Annotated in this window: 11 protein-coding genes; 6 read left to right on the forward strand and 5 right to left on the reverse strand. The window is 41.5% G+C overall.

Annotated features, from left to right (window positions below; translation table 11 throughout):
- Window positions 1-36: 36 nt before the first annotated feature.
- The 3 genes from MSBRW_RS19680 to MSBRW_RS19690 form a co-directional block, all read right to left on the reverse strand.
- Entirely contained in the window at window positions 37-1,008 is a 972-nt protein-coding gene (locus MSBRW_RS19680; protein WP_230669882.1) for an alpha/beta hydrolase family protein, read from the reverse strand.
- Window positions 1,009-1,033: 25 nt separating this feature from the next.
- The gene (locus MSBRW_RS19685; RefSeq protein ID WP_011306058.1) at window positions 1,034-1,201 is read right to left on the reverse strand and encodes a preprotein translocase subunit Sec61beta; all 168 of its coding nucleotides are present in this window, start codon (window positions 1,199-1,201) and stop codon (window positions 1,034-1,036) included.
- 409 nt (window positions 1,202-1,610) lie between these two features.
- Window positions 1,611-2,630, reverse strand: a complete 1,020-nt coding sequence (locus tag MSBRW_RS19690) for an S-methyl-5-thioribose-1-phosphate isomerase (protein ID WP_048103193.1) — start codon at window positions 2,628-2,630, stop codon at window positions 1,611-1,613.
- A gap of 536 nt (window positions 2,631-3,166) precedes the next feature.
- Here MSBRW_RS19690 and MSBRW_RS19695 point away from each other — a divergent pair.
- The gene (locus MSBRW_RS19695) at window positions 3,167-4,267 is read left to right on the forward strand and encodes an inositol-3-phosphate synthase (RefSeq protein ID WP_011306056.1); all 1,101 of its coding nucleotides are present in this window, start codon (window positions 3,167-3,169) and stop codon (window positions 4,265-4,267) included.
- Window positions 4,268-4,524: 257 nt separating this feature from the next.
- On the opposite strand, the gene radB is transcribed toward MSBRW_RS19695, so the two are convergent.
- Window positions 4,525-5,256, reverse strand: a complete 732-nt coding sequence (gene radB, locus MSBRW_RS19700) for a DNA repair and recombination protein RadB (protein ID WP_011306055.1) — start codon at window positions 5,254-5,256, stop codon at window positions 4,525-4,527.
- A 754-nt stretch (window positions 5,257-6,010) separates the two neighbouring features.
- Between radB and MSBRW_RS19705 the strand changes: the two genes are divergently transcribed.
- From MSBRW_RS19705 to MSBRW_RS19725, 5 genes are all read left to right on the forward strand, one after another.
- Window positions 6,011-6,262 (forward strand): glutaredoxin family protein, encoded by a 252-nt coding sequence (locus tag MSBRW_RS19705; protein WP_011306054.1) that lies wholly within the window; start codon window positions 6,011-6,013, stop codon window positions 6,260-6,262.
- Between the two features lie 122 nt (window positions 6,263-6,384).
- Window positions 6,385-8,769, forward strand: a complete 2,385-nt coding sequence (gene nrdD / locus MSBRW_RS19710; RefSeq protein ID WP_011306053.1) for an anaerobic ribonucleoside-triphosphate reductase — start codon at window positions 6,385-6,387, stop codon at window positions 8,767-8,769.
- Between the two features lie 48 nt (window positions 8,770-8,817).
- Window positions 8,818-9,600, forward strand: coding sequence for an anaerobic ribonucleoside-triphosphate reductase activating protein (locus MSBRW_RS19715; RefSeq protein WP_011306052.1), 783 nt, complete (start codon window positions 8,818-8,820; stop codon window positions 9,598-9,600).
- Window positions 9,601-10,057: 457 nt separating this feature from the next.
- On the forward strand, window positions 10,058-11,080 hold the full coding sequence (gene thiL / locus MSBRW_RS19720; RefSeq protein ID WP_011306051.1) for a thiamine-phosphate kinase: 1,023 nt from the start codon (window positions 10,058-10,060) through the stop codon (window positions 11,078-11,080).
- Between the two features lie 162 nt (window positions 11,081-11,242).
- Window positions 11,243-14,728: an S-layer protein domain-containing protein gene (locus tag MSBRW_RS19725; RefSeq protein WP_011306050.1), complete on the forward strand. Its 3,486-nt coding sequence runs from the start codon at window positions 11,243-11,245 to the stop codon at window positions 14,726-14,728.
- Between the two features lie 277 nt (window positions 14,729-15,005).
- Here the strand turns inward: MSBRW_RS19725 and MSBRW_RS19730 are convergent, their stop codons facing one another.
- A complete protein-coding gene (locus tag MSBRW_RS19730) occupies window positions 15,006-15,527 on the reverse strand; it encodes a helix-turn-helix domain-containing protein (protein WP_011306049.1) in 522 nt (173 codons plus the stop codon).
- Window positions 15,528-15,652: the final 125 nt, after the last annotated feature.

A 15,652-nucleotide genomic window follows, 5' to 3' on the forward strand; every position in this document is an offset into this window, starting at 1 on the left:
TTCAATAAATTCAGCTGGGCATTAAGCCCATATGGTTTAGTTTAAAAGAAGGGCAAGTTCTTTTTCAAGATAAGGGCGCATTGAGGCTGTATATCCGTGTGTTGCCTCAGTAACGTTATACATCGCTTTTGGCTCTTTTGCAAGGGAATAGGTGCGGAGTGCCAGATCATGGGAGATTATCGGATCATTAGAAGAATGAATCAGCACGAATTTTGCAGGCGGAAGAGTAGAGAGATAAGTATCTGGATCAATTGAACGATAGAACTGATAAGCTTCAGAATCGCTTGCAAGGGAAGAATCAATTTCTCCAGTGCCATACCCTGAGGTGCTGATTCCGATAACTCCTTTAAAGGAAGGATTAAGAGCGCAGGCAAGAATTGCAAATCTTCCACCATTACTTTCCCCGAGGATGGCAAGCTTTTTAGGGTTAATTTCAGGCTGAGCCGCAAGCACATCTGAGGCTTTAAGAGCATCATAAACCATGTCATATTCTACGGGCTCAAGGCCTGCCTTGAAAAGTTCCAGATCTTTTTCTGTATTTATACCGCCCAGATTGCGTTGGTCAAGAGTGAGAGTTGCATATCCCATATTAGAGAGTTCCACAGCTAGACCCTGTTCAGCTTCTTTGCTAACCCCTGCTCCAGGCAGCAGGACCAGGCCAGGAGAAGAAGAGGAATTTGCAGGAATTCTTAAGAGAGCCTGGATTTTTTCCCCTTTGCTTTCAAAAGACAACAGTTTTAAAGTATCCAAGTTTTCAGGAGCGTATACATCTTCGATTTCCTGAGCTGTAAATACTGGCTCTTCTCGATCTGGGAAAGATAGAGTACCTGCTTCCGAAACCTTCCAGGGGGCCGCAGAGCCTGTAGAATTGGAAGGATTATACAGGACTCCAAAAATACCCACAAGTATAAGAAGAAAACCCAGAAGAAAAATTGTGGGCTTGGAGATTCTTGTCCCTGAAGAAGCCTTGCGTTTACTTTCTTTTTTTCCTGAACTCTGCCTGCTCAAGGGAACCCTGCCAAGAAAATTGCGATTACGGCCAGAAACCATTTACAGCACTTAAGAATAATACTGCAATGCCAACAATTGCACCGACAATCAGCACTACCTTAGGCTGGACTTGAACTGCATTTTTATCTGCTTCATAATAGCGCATGAGCCCTGCAGAAGACTGGAGCCCGGAACCTGATTTTTTAGCCATGTATTAACACCTGTATGAACGCATTGATTGGGATATAATTTCACTGCTCGTACTTGCCTGTAATAGGTTTTTCTGGCTGATAATTAAAGATTATCTGGAAATTAACAGTTGAAAATTAGAAAATTTAACATAACTGTTAATTACTTATTAAATAACTATTAAACAACTGTTAATTACTTGTTAAATAACTTTTAATTAACTATTAAACAACTGTTAATTACCTATTAGATATTTAAATTAACTATTAAATATTTTAATCAATTATTAAATAACTGTTAAATTTCCTCTTAAATTTGGTAATTATCACATAATTTACAGTTCTGATATATAAATCCAGCAGAGAAACTTCTTAATAATCGAATTCTGAAAAGTTGAATGGAATTTATCACTCTCTTGAAGCGGGCAATTCTCAAACAAGTACTTCGTCCAAGAGGAATGGCGGGTAAAATACTCCTTTCTCAGTAACTACTGCAGTCACGTTTTCCATGGGAGTTGCGTCAAAGGCAGGGTTGTAAACTTCCACGTCTTTTGGGGCAAGTTGCTCGGATCCAAAAAAGCGCAACTCATCCGGGTCTCGCATCTCTATCTTTACACTGCCTTCCCAGCCATTGAAATCGAAAGTAGAGGCAGGAGCTGCTACATAAAATGGAATATTGTGCTCTTTTGCAAGAATGGAGAGGGAATAAGTACCTATTTTGTTGAAAATAACATCCTGGGTAATCCTGTCAGCCCCTACAAGCACGCTGTCTACAAATCCCTGCTGCATTACCCATCCAGCCATAGAATCCGAAATAAGGGTTACTGGAATCTTGTCCTGCATCAGCTCCCATGCAGTAATCCTGCTTCCCTGGTTCAGGGGCCTGGTCTCACAGGCAATAACCTTTATCTCTTTGCCCTCAGCAATAGCCGAGCGCACAACCCCAAGAGCTGTACCCCAGTCAACACAGGCTAGCCTGCCTGCATTGCAGTGTGTGAGTATGGTATCTCCATCCTTCAGGAGTTTTGTCCCGGATTCACCTATCAATTTATTAGTAGTTACATCTTCTTCCGCAATATCCCTGGCTTCCTGAAGGGCAATTTCCCGGACTCTCTGAACATCAAAGGCATCTGAAACCGCTTTCAGAACTCTGTCCACACCCCAACTAAGGTTTACTGCCGTAGGTCGGGTTGATTTAAGGGTTTTTCCCGCAACCTTAAGATCTCTTATTATTGTTTCGAAATCTCTAGCCCCACTCAGGAAAGCTGCAAGGGCAATCCCGAAACCTCCTGCTGCACCGAGAGCAGGAGCACCCCTGACCCGGAGAAATTTTATAGCTTCGCAGAGAGAACTCAGGGTTTTGCATTCTATTATCCTGTACTCTTTAGGGAGAAGGGTCTGGTCTACCAGCACCACGGAGTTAGACTCTTCCTTCCAGTCAATTGTCCTCATTAGATCACTTTCCGATGTAAGCGTCAGATTCTGCCGGAAAAATTTCCGCTTTTCTTTCAAGCTTCCCATAAGATAAAAACCTATTCAACTGGCATGCCTCATCACCCTCATATCGTTACTTTTTTCTTTTATTATACAAATAATCAGAGAAAGTTAAAATTAATTATATTAAAGACAATTCTTAAACCTTAGAATAACCAGAAAAATACGGCAGATCACGCTTCTGGAAGCCAACATTCATAATAAAAACTTTGTTTAAAGAATAAGTAACACGTGAGATATAAATAAAGCAATCTCTTTTTCCATAGAAGCAAACTTACAAATAATAGATTTATAGAGTAACAGAGCAATAAGACAAGACTTAAAATCCATAGCTAAAATACAGGAAGTCGTAATTTTCAGAAATATAAATTATTAAACTTCATGGACCTTGAATCCGTAAATCCTTGAATCTGTAGATTCAGAAATAACAAGAGATCTTCATTTCATTAATGCGGTTTATGAGAATCTGGGTATTCATCGGAGAGTAAGCGCTTATGACAAAAATAAAAATAGCAATTGCAGGAATCGGGAACTGTGCAAGCTCTTTGATACAGGGCATTGAGTACTATAAAGTCGACGATAAAGAACCCATAGGACTGATGCACAGGGAAATTGGAGGGTATAAACCTGGCGACATTAAGGTTGTTGCTGCCTTTGACATTGATGCCAGAAAAGTAGGAAAAGACGTCTCTGAGGCCATCTTTGCTCCCCCGAACTGCACAGCAGTTTTTTGTCCTGATGTTCCGTCCACAGGTGTGAAGGTTAAAATGGGCAGGGTTCTCGATGGGGTCTCTGACCATATGAAAAACTATAAAGAAAGTCAAACTTTTGTTGTCAGCAAGGAACAGGAAGCTACAAAAGCCGATATCGTGAACGAAATTAAAAACTCGGGTGCTGATATGCTTCTCAATTACCTGCCTGTAGGTTCTGAAGAAGCGGTCCGTTTTTATGCCGAGTGTGCTCTTGAAGCAGGTGTGGCTTTAGTTAATAATATGCCTGTTTTTATCGCAAGCAATCCAGAATGGGCAAAAAAATTTGAGGAAAAGAATATTCCTATCATTGGTGATGATGTTAAAGCTCAACTCGGAGCTACCATCACGCATAGGATTCTTGCAGACCTTTTCGAAAAACGAGGCGTAAAACTTGAGAGAACATACCAGCTAAATACCGGGGGAAATACGGATTTCCTGAATATGCTCAACAGGAACAGGCTCGCTTCCAAACGGGAATCAAAGACCGAAGCTGTTCAGTCCGTGCTTTCCAGGAAGCTTGATGACGACAATATCCACATCGGACCCAGCGACTACGTAGCCTGGCAAAAGGACAACAAGATTTGCTTCCTGAGAATGGAAGGTAAGCTTTTTGGAGATGTGCCTATGAACCTTGAACTCCGCCTTTCCGTAGAAGACTCTCCTAACTCCGGAGGTGTGGTAATCGATGCCATCCGATGCTGTAAGCTGGCTCTTGATCGCGGAATAGGAGGCGTGTTGTATTCCCCGGCTTCCTACTTTATGAAACACCCGGCAATTCAGTACCCTGATGACGAGGCTTACAGGCGGACTGAAGAATTCATATCTGGAACCAGAGAACGTTAAAACCCTGGTGAGAAATTCCTGTAAAAAGGAATTCTAAAAACCCCCGGAAGTACCGGGAGTTTTAAGTTTTTCTGTCCAGAATAAGTATTAAAAGGTTCCTCTAAGAACTTTTTCCCGATTTCTTAATTCGGTTTATCGAATCTCTCCAGTTTAGCGAATTTCCTTAGTTTAGCGAATTTCCTCAGCTTAGCGGTTTTTTCAGCTTAGCGGATTTTTTCAGCTTAGCGGATTTTTTCAGCTTAGCGGATTTCTTCGGCTTAGCGAATCCCTTCGGCTGTAATTCTAAATTCTGCACTCGAACCTTCAGGGCAGGACCGATGTTTGTACAGAATAGCGCGCCTGGTTCCTTCGCCGGTTTTTTCAAGCTGGATGATCGTCTTTGAAATATGCTCCAGGGAACTACCGCCAAGCGGACGCACCCCCCCTGAAGTAATATCGGAATATACCTGGTTGGTTATGACTGCGGCAAAACCGTATTTACGGGCAAGAGCATGCAAATATCCTATCTGGCTAGCAAGTTCTCTGCGGCTTTTCATGCCTGTCTCATCGTCTTCAAGCTCGAACCTGTAGTATGAGGTCGCAGAATCAAGGATCACGAGACCTATATTCTCACTGGCTATTCTCTCCACTTCCCTTACGGCCGCATATTGTTCTTCAAAATTCAGGGGTTCATAGATAATGATGCTTCTAGCTAGTTCTTTTGCATTATCCCCTGCAATCTGCTTGAATCGAGTAGGAGAAAGCCCTTCGGTATCTATGAAGATGACTCTCTGCCCTTGCTTTACGCATTCCACTGCAAGCTGGATGCAGACATTTGTTTTCCCTGTTCCTGCAGCTCCGAAGATTTGAGTCACAATCCCTTTTTCGAAACCTCCTCCTAGAAGTTCGTCAAGAGGCTTGCAGCCGGAAGATAGTAATTTTTCTATGAAGTGACACCTCTTTTGTGCTTGGTAAATATAACTGACCCATGATATAACGTTTTTTTGCAATTTCCAACCTTTTCAGGAAAATTAACGATTTTCTAAGAGGAATAAAAAGACAAAGTGGATATAAAAGAAATGCTCGGGTATAGATTCCTGACCCTTCCAAGAATTAAAAAAATTCACAAGAGTACAGTGAAAATGAGAATGATGATTTGGTAATATTTTTTCAAAGTGTGGAGGAATAATTCCTTATACATGTTAGCCGTACTGTACCCGGCAAATCGGGTATGGGTATCCCTTAAAGTCTTCTGTGCTTGAAATTATTTCATTAAAGAAGGCAGTTTTTCAAAAACAGGGGTCCTTAAATTTGTTACCAGATCTGATAACAAAGAGACTGTCTTTGTATACAAAACAAAGATGTTATTGTATCCAGATAAAGGTTTCACTGTATCCAGACCTGAGGTAAAAAACCATTATTAAGGATAGGGCGTTTAGAATATTTACTTGAAAAATAAAGGTCATTTTAACTGAGTAAAATGAAAAAAACAATATTATGGGGGTCACTTTATAGAAGCTGCACCCTTTTTCGATATTGCTTACTGATATTTGAAAATACAAATTTGTAGGGATTATAAGGGTTAGCTGAGGAATGGTAACCCATGTGGGGCTTTGTTTTATGCTGCAACGCGCTCTGTACCTGCGCGCTCACTCCGTATACAATGTAAATAAATATAAAAAGTATGCACGAAACAAGCGCCACGTTAAAACGGTAACTAAAAATCAGATTAAGAATTAGAGTAAACTCAAAGGGACGTAAAGCATGGCAAAAATAATCATATATACAACGGAAAGCTGTCCGAAATGCAATAAATTAAAAAATTTCCTGGAGGCACACTCAGTCGCTTTTGAGGTAGAAGATATGTCTACTCCTGAAGCTCTAACGGAACTGCGTTTCAATGGAGTCTTCACAGTGACAGCGCCTGTTTTACAGATCAATGACACATTCCTTACGCACGAGGAACTCTTCAGTGGAGGAGAAGTAAACCCTGAAAAAATCCAGGAAGTCCTGTAATGAAGGAAAACCTGTGATAAAAAAGATCTGAAATTAAAAACAAATTGAATATTTCTTCAAATTTCATCATGAAATTCTATTAATGAAATTCTATTATTAAGACAATCACTGAAGATGAGAAAATGACAAGCGAGATTCTCTTACACGATTACCAATTATCTGACAACCAATCAGCCCAAAAGACGCTTGAAGAATTGTCCGTCTCTCCCCTCTCCAAAAATGACCAGTTATCTGACAACAAGCCAGTGCAAAAAACCCTTGACGGGCTGTCTGTCTCTCCGTTCCCCAAAGTAAGGACAACAGATGGTTTTATTCTTAACTGGGACAGGAATATTATTGTAAACCAGCTTCTGAAAGAAACAAAATTAAGCGAAATTTTCTATAACAAACCCTCAATCACAAAAGAAGAAGCCATTGAGATTGCAAAGGACGCAGAAAAGATCATTAAAAAGATGAATCTCAAGTTTCTCTCAGGTCCTCTTATCCGGGAAATAGTAAACAATATTCTGCTTGACAGGGGACATGTTGAATGGAGAAACATTATGACCAGAGTCGGAGCTTCGGTCTACGACGCCTATGAAATCGACACTGGTTACGGCTTTGAAGCAAATGATAATGCAAACCAGTTGAACAATGCCGAAACCTCACATAAAAGAAAAGCTGACAAAATGTCCAAGGAGCAAAATCTCCTTCTAATGCCAAAAGAGCTTTCCGACCTTCATCTCAACGGGGATTTCCATATTCATGACCTTGAATATATGGGCACAAGACCATTTTGCCAGGATTGGGATCTCCGCTACTTTTTTTATTATGGACTCATGCCTGATGGAGTGGGAACCCAATCAAGCGTGGCAAAGCCCGCGAAGAATGCCGAGGTAGCTTTCCTTCATGCGGTAAAAGCTATGGGTTCGGCTCAGACCAATTTTGCAGGCGGGCAGGGTTTTTACAATTTCCTGACTTTTATGGCTCCCTATCTGGAAGGGAAGTCTGAAACCGAGATAAGACAGCTTATGCAAATGTTCGTCTATGAAATGATGCAGATGATGTGTGCAAGAGGCGGACAGACTGTTTTTTCATCCGTGCAACTTTCCCCTGGGGTCCCAAAACTCTGGAAAAATATACCGATTGTTGCTAAGGGAACGGTCTGGGACGGCAAGCAGGCTCCTCTCAGAACCTATGGAGAATTCGAAAAGGAAGTCCGCCTCGGGTTCAAGGCTCTTATGGATGTTATGCTTGAAGGAGATGCCTGGGGTAAACCTTTCAGTTTCCCAAAGCCCGAAATTTCCATTGAACCTGACTTTATGGAAGAAAATGAGGAATTCAACAAGGCTCACCCTGAGCTTCCGACTTACAAAGAGTTATACAGAATGACCTTCGAGCTGGCTGCTAAATTCGGGACTCCTTACTTTGATAATCAGCTTCCTGAGTACAGGGGCGCAGGAGAAGGAATTTCATGTTATCAATGTTGCGCGTATCAGTTTTCTGCAAACCCTACTGATGATAAAGAGTTCGATGACAAACTTTATTTCAGGGATGGAAAACACTTTTCAATGGGCTCATGGATGGTCCTGTCTTTAAACTGCCCAAGAGCAGCATACAGGGCTGAACATAATGATGAAAAACTTTTCAATGAGCTCAAGACCCTGATGAATAAGGGAGTGGAAGTTTTCAAGATCAAGCGCAGATGGATGAATAGTCTGATCAAGAAAAACCGGATTCCCTTTGCAGCCCAGCGTCCCAAAGATCCTAATACAGGAGAAAAAGGAGCCATAGCTGTGGACTTCGAAAGCCTTGTCTATACTATCGGAGTGATCGGGATCAATGAAATGGTCCAGTACCATACAGGCTACCAAATCCATGAGTCTCCTGTTGCATACAAGCTTGCAATAAGGGCTATGTTTGAAATGAAAATGCACGCTCAAAAGCTTTCAAAGGAAACTGGTATGGAAATTGCTCTTGCAAGAACGCCTGCAGAAACGACAGCCCAGCGTTTCGCAGTCTCGGACCTCCTGCATAAAGAATATGCCGACAAGGCCGAATTCACAATTAAAGGGAATTTGGAAGCCGCAAAAAGCGAGTTGAATCAGACGCATGACCTGCCAATCTACTATACTAATGGAACTCATGTTACCGTTGGTGCAGATATATCTCTGCCTGAAAGGATAAAGTACGAGCATACTTTCTTCCCGATTGTGGACGGCGGAAATATCCTGCATGTATGGCTTGGAGAAGGACAGCCGGATCCTGACGGCCTTCAGGAGCTTGCGATGCATATAGCAAAGAACACCCAGACAGGTTACTTTGCCTTTACCAAAGACATGACCGTATGCACCGACGAAGGATATGTAGCCGATGGATTACTGGACAGATGCCCGAAGTGTAAGTCTAAAAACGTACAGCATCTCTCAAGGATCACAGGATACCTTCAATCGGTTGAAGGCTGGAACAAAGGCAAGCGCCAGGAACTTCTGGACAGAAAACGATACAGTCCAAGGGAACTCAGGTAAGGGTTCCTTTATCCTTTTTTATACATAAAAGTGTGAGAACGGTAGGCTATGAAAGTAAACTACGCAGGGACTGTCCCTCTTTCGACCGTGGACTGGAAAGGGAGGGCGGCAGTTACTATCTTTTTTGGGGGGTGCCCGCTTCGCTGCCCCTACTGCCAGAACCATCCCTACCTCCAGGGGCTTAATCCTGTAGAACTGGAGTTCGTGGAAGAGCAGATAAAAGAATCGACACTCTTTGTGAGTGCAGTTGTATTTTCAGGAGGGGAACCTCTGATGCAGAAAGCAATTGTGCCTCTCGCTGAGTTTGCAAGAGAAATTGGGCTTGCAATTGGGATTCATACAAACGGCTGCTACCCTGAAATGGTAAACGAACTGGTTAAACGAAAGCTAGTTGATAAATTTTTTATCGATATAAAAGCTCCCCTAGATGATCCCGAACTTTATGGGAAAGTTACGGGTTTCGAAGAATCTGAAGCGATGAAAAAAAATCCAGAACAGATTACTGCATCTGTAATAAAAACGCTTGAAATTGTAGATTCCTGCGGCTTAGAACTGGAACTTCGGACAACGTTAATTAGAGATTTTATCGGAAGCAAGGAAGAAATTGCCAGTATAGCTGCCTGGATCTCGAAACATATGAAAAATAGAGAACTTACCTATGTACTGCAGCAGGGGATTCCGGAACATAGCTTGCAGGAAAATTTAAGAGAGCTGCGGATTCTGGAAAGGGAAGAGTTATATGAACTCGGTAAAATCGCAAAAAATTTTCTGGAAAATGTGAGAATAAGAACAAAAGAAGGCGGAGACGAAGTGCTCTCAGACTCTGTATGACAGAGTCTGACGGAATCAAGTGCTTTATTTTGTCTGATCATATCTGACAGTTTATTGATATTAACTTGTATTTCTCCTTGCACTTATTTTGTCTGGATCGTGAATAAAGTGTAAACTATTTCTCTTTTAAAATTCTACAGAAAACTACACTTTAAGTTCAAATGAATTTGAAGTTTACAAAAGTCTTATACATTCCTAGAGATAAAAAACAAATGTAAAGCCCTTAAGAAATTTATTTGAGAAAATTTGTTTATTCAATGCTCGTGGAAAAAAGTAGAATTTTTGAGAAAAATGTATCACTTAATACCGAAAATGCTCTGTGAAAAAACTGTTTAAATTTTTGTGTGACTTTACGTGTTACACAAATTAAATAAAGGAGAGGGACTCAGTGATTTTTGGCTCACAGAGTGCATTTATCTAGAAAAGAAAACAAAAATTATCTTTTTCAAAAAAGACCATGAAAAACACAAAAGTATATTCAGTTGGAGAGCGCGCTCTAATCTCCATATTATCTGAGATTTTCAAAGCACCTGATGGCAGGGAGAAAGAACAGGAAGGAATCCTTATAGGCGCAGGTTCGGATGACTGCGCCGTCCTTGACCTGAAAGGCGAAGACTGCCTGGTTGTTACTACTGATATGCTGCACAGGACTACTGATTTTCCGGAAGAGATGACACCCTGGCAAATAGGCTGGATGTCAGCAGCCGTAAACCTCAGTGACATTGCAGCCATGGGTGCAGAGCCCACAGGACTTGTTATGGCAATTGGGATGCCTGCAGATACCGAAATTGCTTTTGTTGAAGCCCTTGCAAAAGGTATGCAGGCATGTACCGAATTCTGCGGAACTATGATTATAGGGGGCGATCTTGATACCCACACAGAACTGACAATTACAGGAACGGCACTTGGCAGGGTGAAAAAAAGCCAGCTCCTTCTTCGGCGCGGAGCAAGACCAGGTGACCTTGTCTGTGTCACGGGCTATACAGGATCGGCAGGAGCAGCTCTGGAAGCCCTTCAGTCTGGGAAGCCAGTGAGCGAAACCGTCTTGAAGGCACTTTTTGAACCTGTCCCGCGCACGAAAGAAGCCAGGAAGCTAGCCGAATCCGGAGCAGTCACATCAATGATGGATACGAGTGACGGCCTTGCAATGTCCCTTTACGACCTTTCCAGGCAGAGCCGCGTGGGATTCATGATCCGGGAAAATGCCCTTCCTGTCCTCAGAGAGGTACGGAAATTTGCTTCAAATCCGAACAGGCTAAGGGAATTTTCCCTTTACACGGGTGGAGATTTCGAACTTCTTATTACAATTGACCCGCAAAAGATCAAAAAAGTACAAAATATATGTAACTTAGTCGTTATAGGAGAATGTACAAAGTATGAAGCAGGCATTGTACTCGAATCCCCAGAATGCGAGCATATAACTATAGAGCAGAGAGGATACCAGCAGCTAAAAGCCGAAACTGTTGATAGATCCACCTGATTAAAAATAATTACCCCCGTGAAACAAAAGTCTGGATTAAAGAGACGAAAATTAGGTATCTTTGATTGATAAACACAAAAAAACTCACAAAAATAGAACAGATCTTAGGAGAAACATACTAAATTCATAATAATTTATGCACAAGGTTCAGAAGGATAGACCATGAAAAAAGCTAGTTTACAGATATTTACAGCAATTCTGGTGCTGGGTCTATTTTGCGGAGCTGCAACTGCAGCCCCGAATATAATAGCAGCATCGCCCGGAGAGAATGCAACTGTCAATACGATAGTCGGCGAGATTCAAGCTTTTAGCATTCAAACAAACGAGTCAGCAACTATTGACTGGCAGGTTGATGGAAGCAATGTTTCCCAAACATCGTATGATGATGCAACGAATACCTCTGCCCTCAATCACACGGTTAAGCAAGGTACATATGATGTCAAAGCGACTGTTCAGTCAACTGGAGTGAGCAGAACTTGGAGTGTAACCGGAGGATCGAATGTACCGGAAATCGTATCATTTTCCCCTTCATACTCAACCGTTAACAATAAAGTAGGGCAATCAAGAAAATTTAATGCAACTGTTAGCCAGACTTCAAATATAACATGGTATCTTGATGATGTCCAGGTTCAGGAAAACGAGTCTGTCACTGAGTCATCATATATCAATACTTCTGCAACACAGGGCATGCATACAATTAAAATGAACGCAGAAAACGAAAACGGCAGTGCAGAAAACTCCTGGGCATGGAATGTATCAACGCTCGGAGGATTATCTGTTAATTCTGACCCCTCCGAAGAAAATGTTTCAGTTGATAAAGGAGTATCTAAAACTTTCAACGTCAATTCCAGCACGGAAGACCAGGATATTAATGTTGAGTGGCTTGTTGACGATGAATCACAGAAAAAGGATGAAAGTGTAACCTCTTCTTCATACGACTTTGAAGAAGATGAGAGAGGAAATTATACCCTCAAGGCAGTGGTAAGTGATCCCAATAGCGTTTATGATTCATCGACAAAAACATGGACTGTGAGCGTCGGATCCACAGACAATTCAACTGGAAACAGAATCTGGGAAGAAGGAATGCCAGATACCTACACATGGACTGCCCAGAGTTATTCAGGCTTCTACTATGACCTTGATTCCGGAGTATCCTCAGAAGAGATGACCATTACAGGTATAGGTAGAAACATAAAATCAGGAAACATTGAGTACTCCACAAAACCTACTGAAACTGATTTTGAATACAATGATTGGGGTTCGTACCAGATAATCGGGTTCATGGCAGAGAAATACTTCGCAGGCTATACTGAAAATGGTTCGGAAGTTATAGGAGATGACATTAGCCCTATTTCTGATGGGGTTCTTTCCAAGATTCTCATAGACACTGATGATGAAAAATCAGCAAATGCCGGAGATTCTCTTGTTCTTGAAGAAGGATATTCCCTGAATATCGTGGAAGTGGATATCAATGGAGACTCTGTCCGGGTCCAGCTTGAAAAAGATGGTGATGTCGTAGACGAGGCATTCCTCAGCTCGGGCGATGACTATGTCTATGAAACTGATCTTGGAAACGCAGAAGATGTGCCCATAATCATTGCTCATATTGGCTCGGTTTTCCAAGGACATGAGTCCTCTGCTGTCTTCATACAGGGTCTCTTCCAGATTTCGGATGATTATGTAGAAGTTGAAAACGGAGATACCTTGGGGGAAATGGAAGTAAATTCCGTTAGCAGCAGTGAAATAAAGATGGAGAATGATGATAATGTCGGACTCGATAAGGGAGATACGATAGACCTTATGGGTAAAATACAGATTCAGGTAGCTGATGATGACACACTGCGCTTTGCCCCGACACTTGACACCTCGGAAGAGGGTACATATGAGCTGCGCGGGACTGTCTATGACAAAGACATGGATGGTGATTCACTCCCTAGCTGGACGCCCTTTAACTTTGAAGGTTTCTATTACAACATAGATGAAGGAATTGGGACTGAAAATCTTACAATAGGAGAGCTTGACGGCAGAAATATACCTTCAGGCGAACTTGTCTACAAATCAACACCACAAGCTGTTGATTTTGATCACGATGAATGGGGCAACTTTACAGTTATTGGTTTCATGGCAGACAAGTACTTTGCCGGGTATACTGATGATTCCGTTGGAGGAGCTGTTGATGATGTGAGCCTTCTTTCGGATAATATTCTCTCTAAAGTCCTTACAGACAGCGATGACAAAAGGTCTATGGATTCAGGTTCTGCCCTTACCCTTGAAGAGGGTTATTCTTTGAAGATCAAAGAAGTCAATATCAATGGAGACTCTGTCTGGGTTCAGCTAGAAAAAGATGGTGATGTTGTAGACGAGGCATTCCTCAGCTCGGACGATGACTATGTCTATGAAACTGATCTTGGAGACGCAGAAGACGTACCGCTGATTATAGTCCATTTCGGCACGGTTTTCCAAGGAGCTGAGTCCTCTGCTGTCTTCATACAGGGCCTCTTCCAGCTCTCAGACCAGTACACCGAAATTGATAATGGAGATACTTTTGGCGAGATGGAGATCACCAGTGTCTCTGAAAGTGGCATTACAATGAAAAACGATGATAGCATCGGGCTTGACAAGGATGATACCACCGAGATCATGGGCAATGTCAGTTTCAAGACTGCTGATGACAGTACTCTCAGGTTCTACCCCTTCGTGGAAGTTGAAACCGGCGGTAGTGGAAACGACGACAATTCACTGAAAATAAGTGTGCCTGATAAGATCTATGCCGGAAATCCGTTTAATATCGAAGTGACTGCAGGTGGAGAAACAATCGAAGGCGCTAATGTTTCGGTTAACGAAAGTAATGTAGGTGAAACCGATGATGATGGAGTTATTGAATATACAGCCGAAGATGTCGGAACTTTGAAGATAACTGCAGAAAAGGATGACTACGAAACTGCAAATAAAAACATTAACGTCAGTGCTCCGAAAGTAGAAATGACAGTTAACGTTTCACCTGAGACAGTTTATGTAGGCGATACCCTGAACATTGAGGTTGTCAAGTCAATAGGCGGCGATCCAATTGAGGATGCAAACGTATTGATTGACGGAAACATCATTGGTAAAACAGATTCCAGCGGAAAAGCTACCTACAAGACAGATAAAAGCGGTAATCTTGAATTGGGCTTAACAAAAGAAGGATTTGAAGACCAGGAAGTAAATGTAAAAGTAAAAGATTTGGAAGCTATCTTCAAATACTCAAACCTGGTAATCGATCCTTTGGAAATAAGTGCAGGAAAGGACGCTACAATCTCAGTTAACGTCGAAAATACAGGTAACGCTGCAGGAAATGAAAGTGTAGAGTTGCTTATTAACGGAAACATAAGTGACTCAAAAGACGTTTCCCTAGGCGTTGGGAACAATACCACTGTAACCTTTGAGCACGCAGAAGAGGAACCAGGAACCTACAAGGTAGAAATTGGAGAAGAAACCGCAAACTACACTGTAAAGGAAAAATCTTCCTTAATGCTCTACATTCTTGGATTAATTGTCCTGTTAATAATCGGTGGAGCTGCTTATTACTTTACAAAAGGCGGCGGAGATGTGACAAAGTTATCTGAACAGGCAAAGGAATTTATTAACTCGGTGAAACCAAAGAAATAAAGCGGCAGGAAAACAAAAAAGTCAAAAACAGAAAATTCAAAAACAAAAGAGAATAAAAACTTAAAATTCCCGCGTTAACCCAAAACGCGGGCTTTTCCTATTTTTAGAACAGTTCAAACTTGATTTAAGTTCAGCAGTCTTTCAGTGTTTTGCTGGCAGATATTCAGTATCTTTTATTTCAGGAAACTTTTTGTTCCACATGATACAGTATTTATTTCTAGCAAGTTATTTCTAGAACTGTATTTCTAGCATTCAATTTCTAGCACTCTATACAGTTTTACTGCATCTTTTTGAGCGCAAGTTCGATAGCAACTACAAGACTGTTCTTCGGGATCATGGTTGTTACTGGAATATTGAGGATCTTTTCCACTGTAGGGCTCACTATAGGAGCACAAACAAGGGCTTTTGCTCCATCCCTTTCGGCGTTAACGGCTGCTATTATGGCTTCTTCCATTGAGGTTGCCGAATATTCCCTGATTGTGACAAGCCTACCAGCTATTTTTTTCTTTGTTTCTACGATATTGTCAAGCACCGAGCGAGCTGCAATTACAGCGATAAAATCTCCACTATCTGTTTCTTTAATATCGCGAATAGTTTTCACTATCTGGCGAAGAGTTTTAATGTTGGGATCCCGATTCCCTGACAGGATCTTATAAAGAGTACTCGGGGGAATGTTTGCTTTTTTCGCGAAATCCACAGCAGTTAAGTTAAGATCCTCTTTTATTACAGCGGAAAGCGTTTTTTGAAAAACTTCATCGGATTCAAATGCGGATTTGATAACTTTGTCTGCAACATTCATAAAATTCAACCTTTTAAGTCCTGTAAAGAGTTTTAAACAACGGAAAATAATCTACATTTCACAGGAAATTTAGTCCTTAATGAGAAATATATTCAGATCTATTAATACATTTGGGATATAATCAA

The sequence above is a fragment of the Methanosarcina barkeri str. Wiesmoor genome (assembly GCF_000969985.1).
Lineage (GTDB): Archaea > Halobacteriota > Methanosarcinia > Methanosarcinales > Methanosarcinaceae > Methanosarcina > Methanosarcina barkeri_B.

What these genes read in the sequence shown, in the direction of transcription:
- MSBRW_RS19685 (WP_011306058.1), bottom strand. Translation starts at nt 1,201, where the DNA reads ATGGCTAAAAAATCAGGTTCCGGGCTCCAGTCTTCTGCAGGGCTCATG.
- MSBRW_RS19690 (WP_048103193.1), bottom strand. Translation starts at nt 2,630, where the DNA reads ATGAGGACAATTGACTGGAAGGAAGAGTCTAACTCCGTGGTGCTGGTA.
- MSBRW_RS19695 (WP_011306056.1), top strand. Translation starts at nt 3,167, where the DNA reads ATGACAAAAATAAAAATAGCAATTGCAGGAATCGGGAACTGTGCAAGC.
- MSBRW_RS19705 (WP_011306054.1), top strand. Translation starts at nt 6,011, where the DNA reads ATGGCAAAAATAATCATATATACAACGGAAAGCTGTCCGAAATGCAAT.
- nrdD (WP_011306053.1), top strand. Translation starts at nt 6,385, where the DNA reads ATGACAAGCGAGATTCTCTTACACGATTACCAATTATCTGACAACCAA.
- MSBRW_RS19715 (WP_011306052.1), top strand. Translation starts at nt 8,818, where the DNA reads ATGAAAGTAAACTACGCAGGGACTGTCCCTCTTTCGACCGTGGACTGG.
- thiL (WP_011306051.1), top strand. Translation starts at nt 10,058, where the DNA reads ATGAAAAACACAAAAGTATATTCAGTTGGAGAGCGCGCTCTAATCTCC.
- MSBRW_RS19725 (WP_011306050.1), top strand. Translation starts at nt 11,243, where the DNA reads ATGAAAAAAGCTAGTTTACAGATATTTACAGCAATTCTGGTGCTGGGT.
- MSBRW_RS19730 (WP_011306049.1), bottom strand. Translation starts at nt 15,527, where the DNA reads ATGAATGTTGCAGACAAAGTTATCAAATCCGCATTTGAATCCGATGAA.